Origin of the sequence: Legionella lansingensis (assembly GCF_900187355.1) — a bacterium.
GTDB classification, from domain to species: Bacteria; Pseudomonadota; Gammaproteobacteria; order Legionellales; family Legionellaceae; genus Tatlockia; species Tatlockia lansingensis.
Map to the genome: position 1 here is coordinate 1,704,302 of NZ_LT906451.1, position 22,619 is coordinate 1,726,920.

Below are 22,619 nucleotides of genomic sequence, written 5' to 3' on the forward strand. Positions count from 1 at the left end.
TGTTGCCGAGCGAGAGGAACAGAAATGGGGCAAGTGAATATGGATTTGTATCTAAAAATACAGCGTATCCGCTATCAACGAGGCAATAGAGCGTTAAAAAAACGCATTCTGGATGAATTTTGCGAGACGCATCATTATCATCGCAAAGCAGCAGCTCGTTTATTAAGACAGTTACCCATTTCTGATAAAAGTCCGAAGAAAGTTGGAAAAAAGAAGACCTATGACCCATCCATATTGCTGGAGCCTTTAAAAAAGATATGGCTTGGCACGGATCAGATGTGTGGTAAACGATTAAAGAGAGCTCTTCCCTTATGGTTACCTCATTATCAAAATCATTATGAGCCTTTAGCGGCGGAGATATCCTCTCAACTGCTAACCATGAGCGCTGCTACAATTGATCGCTTACTCAAGCCTGTTAAAACTCGCTATGGAAAAGGCTTAAGTGGAACAAAGCCTGGAAGTATTCTCAGGAATCAAATTCCAGTCAATACGAATCAGTGGAATACTAACGAAGTGGGTTTTATGGAGGCCGACAGCGTTGCGCATTGTGGAGCATCACTAGCCGGTGATTTTGTTTGGTCTATTACGCTGACGGATATTTTCAGTGGCTGGACAGAAATGCGGGCCACTTGGAATAAAGGAGCTCATGGTGTCTTGGGGGGTATTCAAGACATAGAAAAAAATTTACCTTTTGAAATCAAAGGGTTTGATTGTGATAACGGCTCAGAGTTTCTCAATTGGCATCTCATTCATTATTTTACTGAGCGGGACCCACAAAAAGCGGTTCAATTTACTCGCTCTCGTCCTTATAAAAAAGACGATAATGCACATGTTGAACAAAAGAACTGGACTCATGTGCGTCAACTGTTTGGTTATCATCGTTTTGGTAATCCAAAGCTCGTTGAGCTTATGAATGACTTATATTCTAACGAAGTCTCCTTGTTATTTAATTTTTTCTATCCTTGCATTAAGCTCATTGACAAAGTACGAATTCAATCCCGTGTAATCAAAAAATATGATCAACCCCAAACGCCCTATCAGCGACTGATGACGTCGAATGGTCTTACTCTCGCTCAGAAAACAAAATTACAAGAGACCTTTAATACACTCGACCCGTTTGACTTGCAAAAAAAGATTCAAAAAAAGCTAAAATTAATATTTAGATTAGTGAATATTCAACATGTAAAACAAAGAAAGGCTCTTTAATGAAAGTCTTATTCAATATTGTAAAAAGACAGGAACATAAAGCCTGTGGATATGATGGACGAGTCCTTCGGACCAGCCTGTGCCCTATGGGACGTGTGGACAAAACCATGAATAACAAAAAGACGTTATTCACAGTTATTGCCCACACTCACAGGCTTCTCGCCCACACACCCACCAGGCTCAATAGCAATTATTTTTTAATCGCAACAAAACCTCTCAAAAGCAACACCTATTCTGAGGCAACGACTCAGTATATTTTTTGTCCTTCGGCAACAGGTTCTATTGAGGCAACAGGGGCTCTTTAATGACAAACATTCCTTTTAATCTTTATCCAGTAATCCTCTAGGTTTTCTCTACCTATCATTACAAATTACGCACTTTGTGATTTACTTTTATCCATAATGGATATAAAATATCACACCTCGCATTCTTTCTTAGACATGGAAAGTTCTTTATGTACGAAAAAATGATTGAAGAAGAATTCTCGCTTCAACACCCCGGCAATCATTTTAAATTGGATCATCTCGCTCCAGCATTTTTCTCTAGGCAAATGAATATAAGCATTGATGTTTTAGTAAACCTCTTTGCGAAATGGCATGCAGCGCTCAGTGGATTTCTCAACAAACACTTCACCGCTTTCGATGCCCTGGTTGGCGAAAATGCTTGCCATATTCGCGCCGCTTATTTGATTGAACTTAACAAAAAAATGAAGAATGCTTCTCTCAAAACAGCTATTGAAACAGTCATTGAAGAATTACAGCTGCTAATAACGCTCCTGCCGACAGTAGTGCTCACTCATGACGACACCCAGCATCCCATTAAAACATTTTTAAACAAATATCAGCTTTCATTTTGCATCCCAAATAATTGCTTTAAGGAGATCAAATTTATTCTGGACTCCTATCTCCTGACCTTAACCAAGGAAGATCTGCCTCGTACTGGATTTACCCTTCACGAACGCACAAACTATCATAGACTTCGCGATCTCGGAATTGTCAAGAACAAAGCAAAGACACTGGTCTGTGACGCACAAAAAAGCTTATCGAAAGCTTGTTGCGAATACATGCAATCTGAAGCCCTCTACCTGGATAATCCAGCCCTGGCCTTTTTACTTAGAATAAAACGAGATGCTCACGAACGCAGTTTTTTACCACAATTCACTGTCGCCAAAGTTTTTTTTCAACGAGCCTTAAGCCAAAATACACACTTATTGGTCAAGGTAACTCGGTGTTTACAAGGTAATCCTTTTGAACAATATAATTTGTGCTTCAAACCTAACATCTCCCACACTGATTTCGAACATTGCAAAACGATGCCAAAGGATACGCCCTGCATTATTGCAGCCGGTGTTGTCAATTATGAGAGCGACGCAGAATCAAAGCAGAGCTACCTTTTCCGACTCTTATCCCACTCAATGCTTAATGTTCTGTATGGTAATTTTGCGATGCACCCCCAATACTCAGGAGAATTAAAAGCATTGCCTCCTCCGTTTATAGAAGCCATTGAGCTGGTAGAACAGGAAATAGCAATACTTGAAACATTGCAAGGTGATAAGCAAGAGATTGCCTACTTACAAAATTTAATTGAACACATCAGGATTGAGGCAGATGATTACGTAATAAAAAAGAATTTTGCGGTTGAGCATGGTTGTAGCCTCGCAAACCCTTCTCTTCTCTTTTTCAATCATATGTATGCTGACCTAGCCGATAATCATCTCATCGAAACAGCTCACGCAGATAAACGTCTTCGTATTCAATTTTGACTTTTCTCGAATTTTACTTCCTCTAAACTACACTATAATTGATAGGTTGGTGCTGAATACATGGACGCAAATACATGAGATCTGATGAGATTAAACAACTAAAAGCTGAAATTCAAAAACTTAAGCAACTAAATCGCGAATTAGAAGAAGCACAAGCCTACTACGAAGATATTCTAGCTCACCTACCAGGCCACGTTTATTGGTTGAATAAGGACAATGTCTATTTGGGTTGCAACACACTACACGCAACCAATGTGAATTTAAAGTCCAGAAAAGATATCGTAGGCAAAACAAATTACGATATGCCTTGGCGAGATCAAGCTGAAAACCTTGATGAGTTAAATAATTTAATTATGCGAACTGGCACGCCACAATCACTAGAAGAAGCCGCCATTTTTAATAATGAATTACGCACCTTCCTCTCGCAAAAAGTACCTTTGCGTAACAAAGACAATGAAGTCATTGGCATTTTGGGCATATCCACCGATATTACGGAACTTAAACGCTTACAGGAAGATCTTCGGCTTGCCAAAGAAAAAGCAGAAAATGCCTCTCATGCAAAAAGTGAATTTATTGCCAATATGAGCCATGATATTCGCACACCTTTAAGTGGTATTGTCGGCATTTCCAAGATCCTTGAAGAAGAGGTGCAAAAGCCTGATGAAAAAAAACATGCTCGCTGGATCAATGACAGTGGTGAGCAATTATTATCATTATTAAATAGCATTCTCGACATTGTGTCTGCGGAAAATTTGAAAGAATCCGATCTTGAACAATCTTCTTTTGATTTGCGGCAAACGATCCTTGAGGTTTGTCGTCTTGAATTACCTGCAATTAAATTAAAAAATTTGGATTTAAACATAGACGTCGATGAAAAAATTCCACAAACGATCATCTCTGATCGGGTGAAACTTCATCGTGTTCTATTAAATTTTATAGGCAATGCAATTAAGTTTACTGAGAAAGGACGTATTTCCCTCAAGGTGAAACAGCATACACGCACACAGGATAATGTTATCCTGGAGTTTATTGTTAGCGATACAGGAATAGGTATTGATGACGAATTACAGGAAAAAGTCTTCGACCGTTTTTTTCGCATCAATCCATCCTACAAAGGTGTTTATCAGGGCCACGGGATCGGCTTACATATTGCTAAAAAGTATGTCAATCTCCTGGGTGGTGAAATCACACTAAAAAGCAAGCTTGGCACTGGCAGCCGTTTTTCTTTTACCATTAATGTCTTCATTGAAGAAGATGCTCCACCCTTACAAAAACCCTTTGATCTTGAAGCTCTAGAAACCAGCTTTGATATCGAGGAGATGGTGCCTGTTGTCGCAAAAGAAAAACATCTCAACCTCGAAAGCACTAAACCTTTGCCCCGTGTGCTGCTTGTTGAAGACAACATTATTGCACTGCGTCTAGTAGAAACCGTCGCTAAACAGGCAGGTTGTGAGATTACTTCTGCTACTGATGGAGAAAAGGCTTTAAAATTAGCACATTCAAATGATTTTGATTTAATCATTACAGACATTGGTTTGCCTGGAATCTCAGGCAATGAATTAGCAGAGCAAATACGTGCTACCGAGAAAAAATCAAGGAAAAAAACAACCCCTATTGTCGGTTTGACTGCTCACGCTTTAACGGGTCCAGGAACAGAATATGTCGCATCTGGATTGGATAAGGTTTACGCAAAGCCAATTAATCTAAAAACAATGCAGACTATTCTTACTACGTTCGTCTCCACTCAAGACGTTTCTTTTTTACCTGAAAGCCCGTTAGATACAACCACAGAGCATTTTAAACTAGAGCATTATCCTCTTATTGATGAAGAAAAAGGCGTTTCGCTATTAGGTAGCCGTTCCGCTCTGCAAGAATTGTTAACAGCGATGCTTACTGATGCCCTTCCTGTAGATGAAGGAGCGATTAAAAAAGCATATGTACAAAGTAATTGGGACGCCGTTGAAAACCTAGCGCATAAAATGAAAAGTGGTGCGATATACTGCGGGGCGGTGAGAATGCAGCACGCATGTCAGAATCTTGTTCACTGTTGCCGAGAAGGGCGAAAAGATGAGATTGAACAGCTATATCAGCAATTGATTCAGGTTGTGGATGAGACAAAAAAAGAAATTGCTGCCTGGTTAGAAGGCGAAAAATAAACATATCATTCATTCCTCGCCTAACTCGGCAATACTCAGCTAGTTGGTTTGTATCCCTCTGTTAATATCAAACTTGTACTACAATAATAAAACATGAGGTGGGGTAGATAAGGAGATGTCCATGGCTGCGCGGTTTAGTTGCGATACTGAGAAATATAACAACGTTGTCAACAAGCGGATTGTCCTTGTCCTACAAGGTGGTGGCGCTTTAGGTGCTTTCCAAGCTGGTGTTTATGAAACACTAGAGAAATTTAAATACACCCCAAATTGGATCGGTGGCACATCCATTGGCGCAATAAACGCATCAATCATAGCCGGAAATGAACCAAAGAATCGCCTGCCTAAATTAAAGGAGTTCTGGAAGAAAGTTGCTCAACCAGAATGGCCTCACGCTAACTTTGAATTCTCCGACCCAATACGAAAATTCCTAACCGATTTACAAATCCAACAAATCATTTTATCTGGCATTCCTGTTTTTTTTATACCTAGAAGTGATGCAATAATGAGCATGCTATATGGATATTTTAACAGTTATTATGACACTAGCCCTTTATCTTACTTATTGCAGGAATTAGTGGATTTTGAGTATCTCAATAATCATAGCGAGATTCGATTGAGTTTAGGAGCAACCAATATCAATACAGGACAAATGCGTTATTTCGACTCTAAATTTGAGGAAATTGGACCAGAACATGTAATGGCTAGCGGTGCGTTACCTCCTGCATTTCCACCAATAAAAATTGAAGGTGAATATTATTGGGATGGAGGTGTTTATTCAAACACACCTTTATCTATTGTGTTAGACGATGATCCAAGAGTCAGCTCCTTATGTTTTATGGTTGACCTCTGGAGTCCCGCTGGTCAACTTCCAATGTCCATGGATGAAGTAAAGAGACGAACAGAGGAAATTATTTATAGTAGTCGTGCAAATGAGCATCGAAAAAACTATGAGGTTAAACATAATCTACGCCGAGCTATAAGGGCTCTTTATGCGCAACTGTCTGAAGAAAAGAAACAAGATCCCCAAAATATAGAATTAGTTTCTTTAGGTTGTATTACGAGTATGGACATTGTCCAGCTGCAATATAAACAAAAAAACTGGGAGTCATCAACAAAAGGCACCGATTTCTCAGCCTATTCAATTAGAGAGCGTTGGGAACAAGGAGCTAATCATACGTTACGAATGATTAAACATAAAAAACTGTGCAAACCTCATCCGCCCCATGTTGGGGTGATTATTCACAGGGATATAGAGTAACTGCATTTATTAGTATCCCCGACATCCTAATCCCACGAACAATGTCGTGAGACATCGGCGACTATTTTATTACGAGAGCATTTACCGAACTATGTCATTCCCGCCTACGCGAGAATGACACAGTTAAATGAAGAGAGAGTCTTTATACAGATACAGGAACTTCGAACACTAGAATGAAGGCCCAGTGGAGTGATGGTGCTCATTAGGGTTATGTTCATGATAGTGTTGTTCGGGCAAATGGTTATGACCATGCGTCTGATTGTTGTGACCATGATAATGCTCTGTTGACGCCTGAGTATGACCATGGTGGTGATGATTTCCCACTACTATGGTGTTGTTATGACCATGCTGATTTCCTTGAGGCATGCTATTGCCAGGACCAAAAACGGTGCCAGGATAGCCGTGATAATGCTTTGAGTGTCCATGTTTATTGCTAAGCATATTTTATCATCCCTATTAGTTTAGAAAGGTAGACCGGGTAGGTGAAGCCGTAACCCGGTAAAAATTATCGCAAATATTTTGCAAATATTCACCTTAAACTACGTTTTACCGGGGGGACTCACGATCGTTGATTGAGGATCCGTATCCAATACGATATCTTCTATATTTTCAGTGGTATGTAATGATTCCGTAGTTTTATCACGCAAGAGTTTGTTTTTTATTGACTCAAAAAATTTGAAGCCTGTCTGTGGCATGATTTTTCTGATTTGATCAATTTGATTCTTGTACTCTTCATAGGACGTGGTTGCGAGTGCCATCATTTGAGCGACAGATGTTGGGACCCTGTATTCTTTGCCCTCTAATGTCATTATTTTTCCTCCAACACCCAAGACATAAGTTGTTTTTTTTTGCCAATATTCCAGATGTTCTCTATTCTGTGAATCCAATTTAATTTGATTTTTAAGTAAATTAATTTTACTCAGTTCCTCAGCGTTATTTTTTATATCCTGTAAAGCATCATAAATTGAAAAAGAGTCCAGCTCTTTACTATCATAGGGTTTATTATCACCCAGATAATCTGTCAATTCCTGTTGTAACTGTAACTCAATTTCCTGTATGTTCATTTGGGCAACAAATGATCTAAAACCTTCACTCTTCATGGCCTCAATCCTCAAATGCGTAAGCCTTTGAGTAATAAAACCCTGAATTTTATTCTCTAAATCAAGATCATTAGGAGCATTCACACTCTGAATGGTAGAGAGAAGATGTGGTGGGGAAACCAGCATTCTAACCATTTGTAAATATACTTCTTTTTGGAATTCAGGGTTAGCAGCAATGGTTTCTCTAATTTCTTTCGGAAGACCTCCTGCCCAGGCATCAACCTTATAATTGGGGGGGAATAAAATATTATCCAAATCTGCAGCACTAAATGTCACCTTGTTAAGATCATGCTGGATAGACATGGTCTCTACTACGATTGGCCAAAGAGAAGAATCATGATCAATTTTGACAATCCGACCCTCATTATTAAATGCAATATTATCTGATTTGAGATCCGTTTCAGCTAAAACCATGGAGCTAACCAAGATCCGCGCTAGGGTTTTATAGTCAGGGAGGTCGGGAAGTTTATCTCCTTTGGCTTCGATAATTGATTTAAACGTTTTAAAACCAGGAACGCCCTCTGAGGCTACATAGCGAGCACCATTTTGATCGATAACCAGACGTGTTTTGGGTTGTGTGTTACCTACCCAAAAGCGATACAATTCACCAGAAATAACTTCCAATTCCAAGGGCTCGTGTGGTGAGTATGCTGCTTTGATAAACCAAATTTTTTCATTCCGTTTACTTCCTGGTTTTACTTTGTCTTTTGGTCTTTTTTTATAGACTCTCGCAATATGTCCACCCGATTTATCTAGGATATTTTCTGAGATGAAGGCTTCTAATTTCTTTGACTTGCCCATAATGAACTTGCCATTTTAAGGATCTTTTTGATCAATAATATACCTACTGTCAGTATACGAAAGATGGATTAAGGCAAAATTAACTGATGCTAAAAATCTCTACTTTTGACCTACTGTGGTCTGGCCACCCAAATTTTGACAAGCAACGATCTTGGATAATCACTTCGAATTAGGTTTTGAAGACAAACTGATTTAAACTATATCAACACGGATATCTAACTAAGGTCAGACGTGGTAAGGTCAGACTTGAAAAAAGTGCCTTCAATGCTTTCCCCCTATCATTCTATTGAAGACATGAGGGATATTTGGAAGAAAGCAATGCACCTCGCTTATGTTTATACTCACCCAAATGAACCCCATCCATACAATTGCTCTTATTGCATAACGCTTGAGAATCGAGAAGAAACCATTAGAAGATTAGAATTAACACGGCGTCAGTCAATCAGCACCGACCTAAAATCACTAACTCTATTCATATTGGGTGTTTACATTACTGCTGCAAGAGAGGTATCGGGTTTTGAGTTTCAACTTGGCATCACCTTTATAGTTGACTCAATGCAAACAGGTAATGCACATGCAGCCTATTACTTAGCAGCAATGTACGCTGGATGTCATCGAAACAAATCATCTTTTGCACTTATTGATGTAGAAAAAGCCATTGAGTATTACCATCTTGCTTTCAAGCTCGGCTCCTATGAAGCACTGGATGATCTGATGCATGCGTTAAGAATAGGACAAGGCAAAATTAGCCAAGACATAACCCAATGGCATCAACTATTCGTCTCCTTTTTCCAGGAAGCAATAACAAAGGATGATAAGGCCATTGCATCACTCATTCGATGTCTGGTGCAACAAAACTACTCTGCCTGTCATTCTGAAGCTTTCTTATTTCGAGCGGGGGATATTTTAAATGATTGGATGACATCGCCTCATTGGCTTGAAAAGCATACAGAAATCCTAAAAAAATATATTCAACAGCAAATTGATGCAAAGAATATAGATGCACTTTATCTTCAGTATGTTTTGTTCACCCTTCCCGAAGCTAATAAACTTCTTTTGTCTAATAAAGAAGTGCGATTTTTTGGTAAGGCATTCATTCCTGAAAACAAAGAAAAGAAATGGGAATCCGAAAGTCTTGAATGGCTATTATTCAATAAAATATTACATAATGAAATTGAAAGCATTAGAAGTTTAATACTGATGAATAATGAAGGTAGTTTACAAAGCACGGACTTTGTTACTATAGCTTTAGGAAAACTCCGTAAATTAAGTTGGATTACTTCCGAAAACTTTCCTGACATCAATATGGTATATTACGATAAAAAGCTGGTGTTTATAACAGCAATTATTCATAAAAAACACCAGGGGAAATTAGAAGAAAAATTATCAGATATGTTTACGGATTTAGAAAAAAATATGAATCATTTTTTAGCGTTAGTCAGTACACGGAATAGCTCACATCCATCTCTTGGTCATATTGTTATCTCTTACATTAATTATCTTAAACTTTTAATGCATGCGATTGAAGAAAAAGTAAATTTACAAACCGAGACACACCTCAAAATTTAAGCCATTTATAGGGCGTGTGAAATGGATCAACAATGCCGACATACCATGACTTGTCCGTGTCTGGACTTACATCCTATTCTCTAAATTTGCAATACAGTCTTCCAAATGATCAAGTGATTTAGCCAGGCTCGATCTTGGATTAAAAAAGAAATGATTCTCCGGAGGAGGCCTTTTATTAAAAGTTTCCATAAGCACAAATAAAACATGCTCTATCTCTTGTTTATAATCCCATTGAGCCCTTAATTGTTTTCGAGCTTCAAGAATATGATTTAAACAAGTGATGCGCAAAGTATTAAAATCATTGCTTTCTCCCTGCGCTATGAACTTGATTACTTCGTTTTTAATAGTGAGTATAAGTTGCTCTACTCGCTCGAAATACTGATCAAGTCCATGTTCAACCAGCTTTTTTCCTTTTTCATGTAAATCGTCTAAGTGCTTAAATATTTGTTGTAATTTTTGTGTTCGATGCACTAAATTTTGATGTTCATCGTTCCATTGCTGTATAGCAGGGTTTTTTCTGATTGCAAGAATCGTCCGTGTCAGAAGGGAACTATGTTGCAAGAGATTGATAAGTCTTTGCTTGTTGCCATAGCGTAAACATAAAATGTCCGTAGGTCCCAAAGAACGACCTATCAAGGCATCAATGAACTCTGATAAATAGGATGTTGGATTTGTTAGAGGAAGGAGGAGATTGTCAGTAAGATTGCTAACGTTTTTTTTCTGACCAGAACGATAAACCCATTGACGAAATTCATCTTGGTTAAGAAATGGAGCACAAAAAAAATCTAGATTCGCAGTAATAAAGTCGACTGCTTTTAAAATATCTCCTGTCATGTATGCACCCTTTTTTAAAGACACAGTTGAGTTAGCGGTGGTGTAGTCGTCAGATCAGGTTGGTCTAAACTAAAAAGCCGATAGATATCATGTGTTACCTGTTGTTTATCATCTCTATGTTGGTGTTTCTGGTAAGCATTCTGCAATCTATAAACCATGTAAGAAATGGTTAGAGCACAAGCGATAGGCCAGGAAGTTGCAGCTGCAGTGATCATAAAGGCGGTAGCTGCTGTATTAAAAAGCAATGTTTTCCAAAAAATACGATGGGCTTGACAGCATTCAATCGTTAACTCGTCTAATAGCTCACGGTGATGCTCATCATTCACTCGTTTACCATTAGCTATTTCACGTTTAACAGCAATGCTAGCTTGTTTATATTTCTTATATTCATCCGCAGTATTATATAGGGCGTTACCTAGCATACTCAAAGCAGCTAGGCAACCTAACGATAAGGGGCCAGAGAGTACCAAGGTCGCCCCATAAGCAATCGCCAACAAATTTGCTGTAGCAATGTTAATCATATAAAAGGCACGTTGAGCTTCCCACTCGTCATTTAATATATCAAGTTGCCGATTAGCCATTGCTAATCCGAGAGAAGAAGTGAATCCGTCTTTTTGCAGCATTAACTCACGTGTATGGCAATTATGTTGACTCTTCTCATATCTCCAGCGAATTACAAATAACATGATATCAACCGTCAAAAAAAACATGTTTATCTGTGCAACAACAAGTGATGATATAGCAAAAAATTGATTATAGTTGCTCAATAGATTTACTGTGCCCCAAATCATATCATTCGTCATGATATATCCACGCTTTTCTATTTCCTGCATTAATACTTTCTTACTTGATAATTCCTTATTCATCGCGGCTTGGGTGATATGTTTAATCATAGTTATCAAATGCATTATGAAACGAAGCGCATATAGTGCAAAACTCAGTACGCGTAAGATCCCTTGGGTCTTGTTCAACAATCGAATAAGATCATCAGGCGTGTAGTGATGACCCATTTTTTCGTTAATTTCTTTGATGAAATCAGCAAATCCACTTTGTACCAGAAAGATGATAAGGTAATTTGCTAAGGCGCGACTGTAATTCCAATACGAGCGATTGGTAATTATATTAGAAACATGCCCACGAATTTTCGCTGAACTTGTAAATGAATAAGCAAAATCCACGATGTTATTTCTGATATCATCCAATAAAAAAGAGGAGATCTTATGCGGTGAACATTGATTTTCTGATGAAGAATTTTCTTGGAAAATTTTTTCAATTTCTTTTTTATTTTCCTCTAGAACACGCAAATTTTCTTCGACATAATCATTCTGATAATAGCGAATCATTAGATTACACATATAATTTGCATATAAAATAATTTCGCTCTCTTTCTTCAAATGTTTTTTGTTAGCGATAATTAACTTATATAATGATGAAAATTCTGCGTTAAATTGACTTAAATTAAAATCATTTTCCTTGAAAGAAAAATCATCCAATTTTTTTGATGATTTATTAAAAAAACTATGTTTTACATGACTAATTTTCAGCATATATAGTCTTTATTTCACGCACCTTGCCCATTCTACAACATGACAACTTTTTTAACCAATACTCTCACAAAATGAATAAATATTTATCTTAAATTTTGCTTAATTTTTACTCAAAATTAGAAAAAACTCTATACTTATTGGTACGGGAAATACAAGTGAATAAGGAGAATGTCATGAAGACATATTCTATGTCTTTTTCAAAATTGTTAGGTCCAGTGATATTCGGGGTCCTGGTATCTGCTGGGATTTTCTATTCATCCAATCTAAATGCAGCCCAAGGATGCGGGTATGGGTATCATATGACGATTAATGGTAGATGTGTACCCAATAATCCAGGCCCAGGAGCAGTCGCAGTACCTGGACGCCCAGATTGCTGGATTAATTATAAAGGTCAATTCCGTTGCTGGAGATAAATCATCCAGTGTCAATAACTCCCATTCATGTAGCCCGTGTTAGCCCAGCGTAACACGGGCAATGTTATCCAGCACGTATAAATTTAATAGTCACATAGACGTCCACACCTGGTGAAGCAGATAAAGTTCCTTTTGCATCACCAGTGTTTTTTGTAAAATTACCCGTCAAGTCACCATATTGAGTCATGATCGTCGCAACACCATTAACACAAACCCCGGTAAGCTGTTCAGTCGTATGTTTGGGACAAACAAAACTTCCTGAATCCTTATCTGCCGTCACTTCCACCGTAAAATGACCTGTGCTATCTAATGCGCTAACCGTCCCTGAACCGTGATATACACAATCCCCAATAAGCCAATTGGATGCTTTTCCCTTCCCCGTCCAATACCCAGAGACGTCTTCACAAGCATTTGAGGCACTGGAATGAAAAATAAAATCAGCGTGTGACATGTTTGCAAAAGACATTGCTGCAGCTATAAATCCTATTATTAAATTTTGTTTCATTTTCTTCCTTAAATAGAGCAATGCTAGGGACATGGCCCTAATTATGCAAACACATGGCTTGCGGCTTAGTTAAATGCGAATTGATTATTACGCTACACCATGATGATTGCAATCGAAAAATAAGACCTATTAATCAATAGACGACCCTATGATGTACAATTTATAGAATTTACCAAGTTTGAATCATCATAAGTTACAGTACACGTTTTAGTTTGACCAGGTAGTTTCTGAATCAATTGTATCGTTGTACCTGCGTAACCACATGCTATCCAGAATTCATTTCTATCAAATGTCCAAATAAATTTATTTCCCTTAGTCCCTTCATTATCGGGCGCTAGACTGGCATGTTCTTTAGGGTGATGACAGTAAAATGTAACATGCGTGAGTGGGTGAACAGCGTTCCAATCATCAACAAATGCGTCCCATCCGTTTATTTTTTCTTGCAAGGATTGATTTGTTTTTATCTTTTGCGGGCATTGGATAGCAGCTGCTGAAGCCGCATGCAGCACTACTATAGTCAATCCCACTAAAAGAACATTTTTGTAAATTGCATCTCTCATTTCTACTGACTTATTGAAACATTCTAACCCATTACTTTATTATGCTTTTTTACTTCAGAAAACCAACGTTTCCAAGCAAGTATATTATATTCACCGAAATCTTTACCACTTATTTTTTTTAATATCAGATAAGCAAGATCGTGATTATTTGGTTGTTTTAATTGCAATAATTTAATTAGTCTTTTTTCCCCATTCTTGATAACCATTTTTTTAGCAGTATTTGATTCTATTGCTTCAGATAATATACCTAAAGCTTTATTTCTATCCGTGGCATAAGGCGAATCTAAATAATTGATAAATGGTTGTACATCAACTTGATGTATATCTGCTAATCCCATCGTTGTGGCAATCATAAGCATGACATTATTTCTGACATAACTGCTTTTATCCTTAATAGCAGGCAACAACACAGAGATTATCTCCTTGGGATTGCTAAAATGTCCGACTAAAAAAGCAGCGGCAGCACGTCTTTCCGCATCCGTATCATTTTTCAGAGTATTTAAGATGAATTGTTTCTCTGTAATTGCTGCAGTATTAAATATCTTTAAATAAGGCTTTAATTTTTGATGAGCAAATCCTGGAGTGCAATGATACGCTGGACACTTCCCTTTTATAGGCTGCAATTTTTTATTCCTTAGCCATTCGGCTTCCATCCGGTGATATTGGACCATGGTATCGATTATATCTTGTCTATGATTTTTATTTCCTTTTGAGACCTCAACCTTATTTATCCTGCGAATAAACCGCATTCTTCTGGGATTGTTAGCCTTAACAACCTCGATGGTAGTGAAATAATTATGTTTGTTATCAAAATAAATAATCGTAGAAAAATCAACATAAAGAAAATGATATTTATCTTTGATTTCTTTTATTAACTTTTCATTTTTAATCAATGCTTTATGAGTTTTTTTCTCCTTATCTTTACCATGCCCTTCTTGAGTATTTAGTATGATAGACTCGGAAATCTCATTTACCTGTCTTGCATACTCTTTTAAAATTTTATCAGACTCTTCTTGCGAAGTTCCATACACATCAACCGGATAACTTGCGAAGACTTTCATGCTTAATACGATTATCAATATAATAGCTAATTTACGCATAAAATATCTCACATATAAGTATTAACATTATTTAAACTCACATGCTGTTGTTTATGTTCCATAAGAACTTGTTCCATTCTGCTTTTGTAGTCATCAAGATGATATTCTTCTTGTTGCCTCTTCCATGTAAAATCAGGAGATTTATTGACAATAAAACGTAGAAAAATATCCAACATTTTAAATTCAGGATTACAGTTTTCTAGCCATAGAAATTGGCCTTGCTCATTCACTTCAAGAAAAATATAGTTATTATCCTCCGTTACAATAAAATCTAATGCACCGAATACCAGTCCCATGCTGCGCATAAAACGTCTGATTTTATCGCTGAGAATAGATGGCAATTCATAAGGTTCTACAGAGAGTCTGTCGGGTGGAATAGCTCGCCAATCGGTTATCCCTTCAGGATGAACTTGAGAATCTATTCTTGCTGCTACAATATAATTGCCAAAACAAGTAATACGTAGTTCATATTTTTTCTTAATTTCTTTTTGAAATATTCCTGGAACAAGTTGTAATAGCTCATTTTTTGGGAGGTCAGAAAGAGTGACTTTTGTCGTGTAACCAACCCTAATCTTATCGTCTTCAAACCAGACATTCGAACATAAAGGTTTATAAATCACCCCTTCATTCTCATTTTTTAATAAAAAATGACGTATATCTTGCGCATCATTCGAACAAAGCGTCTCGGGGATTGGCATTCCACACTCACAAGCTTTTCTAAGCTGCAGTAGCTTGTAATTGGCCATTGTCGCTGCGGATTTGGGATTAATCCACCAAGCATCCGGAGCTATATTACAAGTTATTGATTCATAAAATAAATTGTTTTCTCGCACCGCAAATTTATAGTCTCCTGCGTGAACCCTATCTTTAGCTAAGTAGGGTTTTCTGGCGCGACGCCACCAAACCACATCATAATCGTTATCTGCGATTGAATTATCTTCGTCAAAGCTTTTCCATTCATAATGTCTGTTATCTATAAATACCGAATTGGTTAACCTCGTTGGTTGGTCTGCGGTAAAAAACAACCGTATATGGTGGTTCATATCTGAAAGAGCTAGTTGTACAGCTATAGCATGAGTATCTTCAACCTGTGTAAGAATTAAAATTTTCATTGCAATTACTCGTTAAATGAAGTCCAAACGGGACTAAACAATCCATATTAAAATTTATTCTCCCTCTCAGGGCAGAGAGAGGGAGAAAGAGAAAATTACGTTATTTGAAAAAGAATAATCGGGGGAGAACCACGAAACTCTTAATATCAGTAATTTTTGGCAGTGAATTTATTTATATGGTGAAGATCAGGTATCTAGAGCAAGATCCGCATCAATTGTTACATCTATCCCAATAGGATGCGTATATTCGTTAGTTGTACACGTTGTTCTGTTCTTTAAGTTTCCATTGCCACCGGCTACCTCACGCATATCCTCATGCGTAAGTTCCTTTGCCAAGTTATAACCTAAGACTCTATCATTTTGCATTTTTAACTCCCTAATATGCTAAGTTGGTTGCTTGGTAGACATAATTCACTTATGCCTAATTTCCTTAACGTTTCCAAGTGCTTCATGAACGACCTCATGGAGCTTTTTGTTGCTTGCAGAATTGATTTCCTTGATTCTGCTAGTGCCACCGTTCACTTGATCGAGGCGCGAACTATTGATTAAAAATCAATTACCTATCGACTAAGCATAACGGCAACGCAGTTCATTATACTCATTGAAATTGCTAATGCAATACCTGTTTATCATGCAAACTTGCATGATAAATACCGCCGTGGATCTGAGACCGTAGACCGTATTAGCGCAGTATATACGGGAACCATACACTATATTTCTCTGATGACGACCTCAGATCCGACTCCAATCAACCAAGTGACTATACTTTAATCACAGCGATCTAATTTGGCGGCCGAGATGATACGTATTAGTCTCTTAAACGATTTGGTACAATTCACTTTAGCAAGTGATCTCAAGGAAAGACAAAGAGAAAAAGAATTTTTAGAAGATGCGTTAGGTCAAAGATATATTAACTACAGCAATACCATAGGAGATACACCGTCTGATTGTGATCTCTACGTGCATATTTCTCAATTTAGCTCCGCTAATGATATTAGAGATTTATTTACACCCGATTTATCAGTTCAAGATAAAAAACAGCCCAAGTTTTTTCACGAACCACCAGTGCATTATCAATTTCAAACGCAGGATAAGATTGCAGCTGACAGTTTAATTGAAAACAAAATTAATGAATTAAAGCAAAAATTATAGTTATAAATCGGATTAAACATTGCTTTCCAGCTTTATTCTTCTATTAAAACGTTGTAAGTTCAACAGTGGCTTTATGTTAACGTAAGTGGGAACTCTCTTTATGAAATTTGATTTGTTGGTGCTTGGGGGTGGAATTGTTGGTGTATCAGTGGCAACACATCTTCAAACCCGAGGACGTTCTGTAGCACTGATCGATTTAAAACGTCCTGGGAGTGAAACGTCCTATGGAAATGCGGGTTTAATTCAACGTGAAGGTGTATATCCTTATGCATTCCCAAGAGACCTCCCTACCCTAATCAGATACGCGTTGAATCGCTCACCCGAAGTCAGGTATCACCTAAATTCAATTCTGAAGCTGAGCCCTTTTTTGTGGAAATACTGGATTAATTCGCATCCATTACGTCACGCTAAAATCGCTCGTTCTTATGCGACGTTAATAGAACACAGCATATCCGAACATCATTTTATGGCGGAAGCGGCAGGAAGCAAACATCTGTTACGGCCAGGTGGATGGCTTAAAGTGTTTAGAACTCGAAAAAAACAAGATATCGAAACAATGTTTGCTGAACAGTGTCGAGAAGAGTATGGGATTAAATTTGAATATCTAGATTCTGCTTTATTGCAAAAAATTGAACCCGATCTCGATCGATCACTTCTAAGCGCTATTCGCTATACGGAATCAGAGACCGTGAGCGATCCTGGCGCCCTGGTTACAGCCTATGCAAATCATTTTGAACGCATCGGTGGTCGATTTTTTTTCGGAAATGCAGACTCCCTATCTGAGCGATGGACGCTTAAGACTGATCAAAGCCAGATTAAGGGGGATGCGGTGGTGGTTACTTTAGGCCCCTGGACAGATAGGTTGGCTTCTAGGCTTGGGTATCGTTTTCCACTTGCTGTCAAACGCGGATATCATATGCATTATGCCACGAAGCCTAATACACAACTTCGTCATCCGGTGCTGGACATTGATAACGGTTATGTCATGGCCCCAATGAGTCGTGGAATTCGCCTAACCACAGGAGCTGAATTTGCAAGTCGCGATTCAAAAAAGACACCAGTGCAACTCAATTCCGTGGAGCCCATTGCACGCAAGCTCTTCCCTATAGCGCACCGCCTCGAAGAATTACCTTGGATGGGAAGTAGACCTTGTACTCCTGACATGCTTCCAATTATTGGTCAGGCCCCTCGACATCGCGGACTGTGGTTTGCATTTGGACATGCCCATCACGGTCTTACCCTAGGGCCTATAACCGGACGCTTGCTTGCAGAGATGATCACAGGAGAAGATTTGATAACTGATCCGCAACCATTCAGCCCTAACCGTTTTAGAATTTAATTCTGAAATGTCTGTACTACAGTGGCCGCCTGACAGTTTTAATCGCTCCGCAAAGAGGTTTCTTGGCTCCCTTACAAATCAACCAATACTTTAAAACCGCCGTAGGCCATACGCTTATAATCAAAGACGGTTCCATACTGCTCACAACTTTGTTTAATTCTAGGATCATCCATGACTTTTTTATTCACTTCGTCTCTATGTTCTTTTGATTTAAAAACAATGTAAGAAAATACCACTGTCTCATTGTTCTTGGCTTTAGCAAGATTAGGAAATGAAATCATATCCTTGGCTTCGGTATCATCAGCAACACACTCTCTAAAAGCAAGCGCTCCATGCTCTAGCCATATTTTACCCGCAGCTTCTGCCATGCTACGGTACTCTTGTATTTTATTACTGGGAATAGGTAAGACAAATCCATCAACATAAGCCATTTTTATCTCTCCATTATTCTAATTAACTACTGTTATTAGAAGACACTTATATAGTCGCTGTCGCGAAATTAAATTTTACACCACTTATCGTCACTCTCCGCGAAAGCGGAGGGTCCAGAAGAGCCTTGCCAATATTGGATCCCTTTCGCGGAGGATGACGTAATTACAAAGAAGCTGCATTTCAGTCATTTCACGACAGCGACTATATAGATTACGCTTACTCGAGTTTTCTTCAATTAATTTTTAGGACCCTAACGAATCTTTTAAGTTAGCGCATCCTTTTTTGGTTTTATTTGCGCTGATAAACAATATGAAATTAAAATTATGGAGTTGATATTAATAACTTAATTAACTCAATAGCTTAAGGGACTCATGAACATAAATCCATCTTCATTGCCTAAGCAAAATCCCTTAGCCGCGATTTTGCCCCTATATCTAGTTATATTTTTTGGATTCGTTGGGTATAGCTTAATGATCACTGTGTTTACGCCCATGTTATTGCATGCGCAAGGCGACCTGCTTTCCACAAAAACCTCCATGACTTGGCGCACAATCCTATTAGGCATTTTATTAGCTTTATATCCTTTAGGACAATTCATAGGCTCCCCAGTATTAGGAGCTTTGTCTGATCATTATGGGCGACGTAAGATATTAATTTTTTCGCTTTCTTTAACGATATTTTTTTATTTTTTAATTACATTATCTTTATACTTGCAGAATCTTATCTTGTTGATGAGTAGTTTGTTCCTTGCAGGCTTAAGTGAAAGCAACATTGTTGTTGCTCAGGGGGCAATTGCCGATGTTGCGGAAGAAAAAGAGCGAGGACGGCTATTCGGCTATATTTATCTCAGTGCAAGTTCAGCGTATGTCATCGGTCCTTTAGTTGGTGGTATTCTTGCAAATCCTAAACTCATTCCCTGGTTTAACGATGCTACTCCTTTTGCGGCGATATGTATTTGTCTAATCATCTTGTTAATGTGGGTTAGCTATTATTTTAAAGAAACACTAAATCTGCAAATGAATCAAGAAAAAATTGCTTATCTTAAGCTACTTACGAATTTTTTCACTATTTTTAGAGCTAACGATATTCGATTTTTATTTTTGATTAATTTTTTACTTTATCTTGCCATTTTTGGTTTCTTCCGTTGCTACCCGATGTATTTAGTTGATGAGTTTCACATGCAAGTGGGACAACTATCACAATTTATTGCTTGGGTTGCTGTTCCTATTATATTAGGGAATATTTGGTTAACAGGTTTTTTAGCGCAGCGTTACTTACCGCGAAACATGACTATTGTCTCTGCCGCTCTCACCGGTATGTTTATGATCCTGATTGTTATCCCAAATGAAATGAATTTCTTATGGATTACCCTATTTCTAACTTCCCTAGCGTTAGCAGTCTGTCTCCCTGCATGCGCTACTTTACTATCTGTTTCAGCACCCAATGAAGAGCAAGGTAAAGTAATGGGCAATAATCAATCGTTGCAAGTATTGGCCGAATCTTTATCTGGTGTGATCGGTGGCTTATTGGCAGCAATTATAGTGAAATTATCATTAATTGTATTGGCAATTACTGCCCTCTTTAGTGCACTGCTTTTGTATATAAATACTGTTCAAAAAAAATAAGACTTCGATGATAGAGCAAGCCTATTGGTAACCTAGACGTGTGCTACACGACCATCAGACCAAACTTGCAATACAGATGTGCTAAGATTTTTTTAATAGAGTCTTTTAAGGACATCAGACCCAATGCCTAAAAAACTAAGGAAAAGTCTTCTTGCACACAAAAAACCAGTACTTATTGATCTGGCATTGCAAGGAGGTGGAGCGCATGGAGCTTATACTTGGGGTGTCTTGGACAGGTTACTTGAGGAACCCAAATTACGTATCGAAGGTATTTCCGGTACTTCAGCAGGTTCTATGAATGCAGCTGTTTTAGCCAGTGGTTACTTAAACAATGGACCCGAAGGTGCAAGAGAAGCACTGGCAGCATTCTGGCAGCGTGTTTCTCAGGCAGCCACTTTCAGTCTTTTTCGGCGTGGTCCTTTGGATATCTTAGCAGGCAACTGGACGTTAGATTACTCCCCTTTATTCATAGCCTTTGACTTTGTTTCACGCGTTTTTTCCCCTTATGATTTAAACCCTGCCGCCCTTAATCCTTTGCGTTCTATCCTTGTTCAATGTATTGATTTTGATGCACTTGCAAAAACACCCATCAAACTTTTTATTACTGCTACCAACGTGAGAACGGGGCGAGGCAAGATCTTTAGAAATAGTGAAATCACCCCGGAGGTATTGCTTGCTTCAGCATGTCTACCTACGTTATTTCAAGCTATCGAGATAAATGGAGAAGCTTATTGGGATGGTGGTTACACGGGTAATCCTACGATTACGCCGCTTGTCAAAGAATGTCTATCCAGTGATACTTTATTGGTACAAATAAATCCCATAGAGCGAGTGGGTACGCCAAGAAGTGCACGTGAAATTCTCAATCGCCTCAATGAGGTTGCTTTCAACGCATCCTTAATGAAAGAATTACGCATGATTGCCGTACTAAGACAAGTCGTTGACTCAATAAAAGGAGAAGGCACACGTTGGGCCAAAATGCGTATTCACCGTATTGCCAGTAATAAAATGGTGGAACTGGGCTATTCTTCAAAACTTAATGCAGAATGGCCATTCCTTTGCATGCTGCGTGATGAAGGTAGAGTGACAGCAGAGACTTTTCTAATAAAACATGGCAAAGATTTAAATCGGCATTCTAGTTTTGATCTCAATTCACTACTTTGATTATGCTTGTTGCATCAAGACTATACTCACTAGGTAGTTAACTCATGAGGTGTATGATGTTTGCCACATTGGAATCTATACCGCAGAAAAATGTTAACATCCTCTAAAAACTGCAGCATAAATCTTATCTTATTGTATTGCTTATAGATTTTATCATTCTCATTAATCTCAGCAATGTTTTGGTTGATATGGTAGCAGGCTTCTACCCAGTCAATAACACCTGACTTGGCCTGACCAATCTGATTTAGAATTTTCCTATCTAGAGGAGCTACCTTCTTCGTCTGTCCCTCAAGAAAAGTATTTTTGCCATGCAAGAAACGAGGTTTGCGACTAGCGGCAAGAATATCTTCATAAATGTAGTTGATCACGTTCCTTGCTATTGTCTCATCCTGACTTCCATCAACATGGGCAGCAAAATAAGCACCATTATTCATTACACAAAAATTCGGACAGTGGTGGCTGTAGAGAAAATTTTCTCTTTTGATATCGCCTCTACCCATTACGTTGATGACATGGTTAATAAAATTAACAACGTCTTGATAGGAAGAATCATTGTCAGGATCATTATTTCCTTTAGGTCCATTATTGCTATGAATCACCACAATAACATTATTCAAGTCAAAAATATCGAAGAAAAAACGATAAATAGCCCGTATGAGGTTTTTCTGGTTCATCCCCATATTTCTCTCAAATGGGGTTTTAATAGCCTCAATAATGAATTCGTCGCTACAAGGGATATGCTCAGATGAAGAGTGATATAAGCCTAATTTTTTTACTTTTCCCTGTTCCCAATGAAAAAACCCTATGCCCACACAAGAGGTAATTTCGGTGGTATAAATAAACGGGGTATCACCCTTGCCTTCCAGATAGTGTGTGCCAAGCAGATAATTGATATTTAAATAAAAAGGATTTGATTCAGGGGATGCGAGAGGGCAAGCTGGTCTTATATCTTCTTCTAATCGCGCTTGCAATGTTTTCTCCCCG

Annotated in this window: 22 protein-coding genes; 11 read left to right on the forward strand and 11 right to left on the reverse strand. The window is 38.2% G+C overall.

Going from position 1 to position 22,619, the window contains the following annotated elements; all coding sequences use genetic code 11:
- Positions 1–24 precede the first annotated feature (24 nt).
- From CKV79_RS07720 to CKV79_RS07740, 5 genes are all read left to right on the forward strand, one after another.
- Positions 25–1,206: an integrase gene (locus tag CKV79_RS07720; protein ID WP_095141685.1), complete on the forward strand. Its 1,182-nt coding sequence runs from the start codon at positions 25–27 to the stop codon at positions 1,204–1,206.
- Positions 1,206–1,511 carry a hypothetical protein gene (locus CKV79_RS07725; protein WP_035916345.1) on the forward strand — a complete coding sequence of 102 codons (306 nt, stop codon included), beginning with the start codon at positions 1,206–1,208 and terminating at the stop codon, positions 1,509–1,511. Before CKV79_RS07720 ends, CKV79_RS07725 begins: the two co-directional genes overlap by 1 nt.
- A 149-nt stretch (positions 1,512–1,660) precedes the next feature.
- Positions 1,661–2,968, forward strand: a complete 1,308-nt coding sequence (locus CKV79_RS07730) for a hypothetical protein (protein ID WP_028374380.1) — start codon at positions 1,661–1,663, stop codon at positions 2,966–2,968.
- Between the two features lie 74 nt (positions 2,969–3,042).
- Positions 3,043–5,124 carry an ATP-binding protein gene (locus tag CKV79_RS07735; protein ID WP_065236342.1) on the forward strand — a complete coding sequence of 694 codons (2,082 nt, stop codon included), beginning with the start codon at positions 3,043–3,045 and terminating at the stop codon, positions 5,122–5,124.
- Positions 5,125–5,245: 121 nt separating this feature from the next.
- Positions 5,246–6,382: a patatin-like phospholipase family protein gene (locus tag CKV79_RS07740; protein ID WP_051546329.1), complete on the forward strand. Its 1,137-nt coding sequence runs from the start codon at positions 5,246–5,248 to the stop codon at positions 6,380–6,382.
- A gap of 168 nt (positions 6,383–6,550) precedes the next feature.
- On the opposite strand, the gene CKV79_RS07745 is transcribed toward CKV79_RS07740, so the two are convergent.
- A complete protein-coding gene (locus CKV79_RS07745) occupies positions 6,551–6,823 on the reverse strand; it encodes a hypothetical protein (RefSeq protein WP_028374379.1) in 273 nt (90 codons plus the stop codon).
- Between the two features lie 98 nt (positions 6,824–6,921).
- A complete protein-coding gene (locus tag CKV79_RS07750; RefSeq protein ID WP_028374378.1) occupies positions 6,922–8,283 on the reverse strand; it encodes a hypothetical protein in 1,362 nt (453 codons plus the stop codon).
- 246 nt (positions 8,284–8,529) lie between these two features.
- Between CKV79_RS07750 and CKV79_RS07755 the strand changes: the two genes are divergently transcribed.
- A complete protein-coding gene (locus tag CKV79_RS07755) occupies positions 8,530–9,852 on the forward strand; it encodes a hypothetical protein (RefSeq protein WP_131796066.1) in 1,323 nt (440 codons plus the stop codon).
- Between the two features lie 66 nt (positions 9,853–9,918).
- Here CKV79_RS07755 and CKV79_RS07760 read toward each other — a convergent pair whose 3' ends face one another.
- Both CKV79_RS07760 and CKV79_RS07765 read right to left on the reverse strand, forming a co-directional pair.
- Positions 9,919–10,686, reverse strand: a complete 768-nt coding sequence (locus CKV79_RS07760; protein ID WP_028374376.1) for a hypothetical protein — start codon at positions 10,684–10,686, stop codon at positions 9,919–9,921.
- 14 nt (positions 10,687–10,700) lie between these two features.
- On the reverse strand, positions 10,701–12,233 hold the full coding sequence (locus tag CKV79_RS07765) for a hypothetical protein (protein ID WP_028374375.1): 1,533 nt from the start codon (positions 12,231–12,233) through the stop codon (positions 10,701–10,703).
- Between the two features lie 173 nt (positions 12,234–12,406).
- Between CKV79_RS07765 and CKV79_RS14175 the strand changes: the two genes are divergently transcribed.
- Positions 12,407–12,646, forward strand: coding sequence for a GCG_CRPN prefix-to-repeats domain-containing protein (locus CKV79_RS14175; protein WP_028374374.1), 240 nt, complete (start codon positions 12,407–12,409; stop codon positions 12,644–12,646).
- 64 nt (positions 12,647–12,710) lie between these two features.
- On the opposite strand, the gene CKV79_RS07775 is transcribed toward CKV79_RS14175, so the two are convergent.
- From CKV79_RS07775 to CKV79_RS07795, 5 genes are all read right to left on the reverse strand, one after another.
- Positions 12,711–13,151, reverse strand: coding sequence for a hypothetical protein (locus CKV79_RS07775; RefSeq protein ID WP_028374373.1), 441 nt, complete (start codon positions 13,149–13,151; stop codon positions 12,711–12,713).
- A 146-nt stretch (positions 13,152–13,297) separates the two neighbouring features.
- Entirely contained in the window at positions 13,298–13,711 is a 414-nt protein-coding gene (locus CKV79_RS07780; RefSeq protein WP_028374372.1) for an STY0301 family protein, read from the reverse strand.
- A gap of 23 nt (positions 13,712–13,734) precedes the next feature.
- Positions 13,735–14,811, reverse strand: coding sequence for a HEAT repeat domain-containing protein (locus CKV79_RS07785; protein WP_028374371.1), 1,077 nt, complete (start codon positions 14,809–14,811; stop codon positions 13,735–13,737).
- A gap of 8 nt (positions 14,812–14,819) precedes the next feature.
- Positions 14,820–15,923, reverse strand: coding sequence for a hypothetical protein (locus CKV79_RS07790; RefSeq protein ID WP_051546326.1), 1,104 nt, complete (start codon positions 15,921–15,923; stop codon positions 14,820–14,822).
- Positions 15,924–16,109: 186 nt separating this feature from the next.
- Positions 16,110–16,289, reverse strand: a complete 180-nt coding sequence (locus CKV79_RS07795) for a hypothetical protein (RefSeq protein WP_028374370.1) — start codon at positions 16,287–16,289, stop codon at positions 16,110–16,112.
- 432 nt (positions 16,290–16,721) lie between these two features.
- On the opposite strand from CKV79_RS07795, the gene CKV79_RS07800 reads away from it, so the two are divergent.
- Together CKV79_RS07800 and CKV79_RS07805 are read left to right on the forward strand one after the other, a co-directional pair.
- Positions 16,722–17,075, forward strand: coding sequence for a hypothetical protein (locus tag CKV79_RS07800; RefSeq protein ID WP_028374369.1), 354 nt, complete (start codon positions 16,722–16,724; stop codon positions 17,073–17,075).
- Between the two features lie 100 nt (positions 17,076–17,175).
- Complete coding sequence (locus CKV79_RS07805) at positions 17,176–18,414, forward strand: NAD(P)/FAD-dependent oxidoreductase (RefSeq protein ID WP_028374368.1); 1,239 nt, start codon at positions 17,176–17,178, stop codon at positions 18,412–18,414.
- A 71-nt stretch (positions 18,415–18,485) separates the two neighbouring features.
- On the opposite strand, the gene CKV79_RS07810 is transcribed toward CKV79_RS07805, so the two are convergent.
- Positions 18,486–18,845 carry a DUF1428 domain-containing protein gene (locus CKV79_RS07810; protein ID WP_028374367.1) on the reverse strand — a complete coding sequence of 120 codons (360 nt, stop codon included), beginning with the start codon at positions 18,843–18,845 and terminating at the stop codon, positions 18,486–18,488.
- 471 nt (positions 18,846–19,316) lie between these two features.
- Here CKV79_RS07810 and CKV79_RS07815 point away from each other — a divergent pair, with 471 nt between their 5' ends.
- Both CKV79_RS07815 and CKV79_RS07820 read left to right on the forward strand, forming a co-directional pair.
- Positions 19,317–20,471 carry an MFS transporter gene (locus CKV79_RS07815; RefSeq protein WP_157737137.1) on the forward strand — a complete coding sequence of 385 codons (1,155 nt, stop codon included), beginning with the start codon at positions 19,317–19,319 and terminating at the stop codon, positions 20,469–20,471.
- A 123-nt stretch (positions 20,472–20,594) separates the two neighbouring features.
- Complete coding sequence (locus CKV79_RS07820) at positions 20,595–21,635, forward strand: patatin-like phospholipase family protein (protein WP_028374366.1); 1,041 nt, start codon at positions 20,595–20,597, stop codon at positions 21,633–21,635.
- Positions 21,636–21,664: 29 nt separating this feature from the next.
- Here the strand turns inward: CKV79_RS07820 and CKV79_RS07825 are convergent, their stop codons facing one another.
- Positions 21,665–22,606, reverse strand: a complete 942-nt coding sequence (locus CKV79_RS07825) for a hypothetical protein (RefSeq protein ID WP_028374365.1) — start codon at positions 22,604–22,606, stop codon at positions 21,665–21,667.
- Positions 22,607–22,619 lie beyond the last annotated feature (13 nt).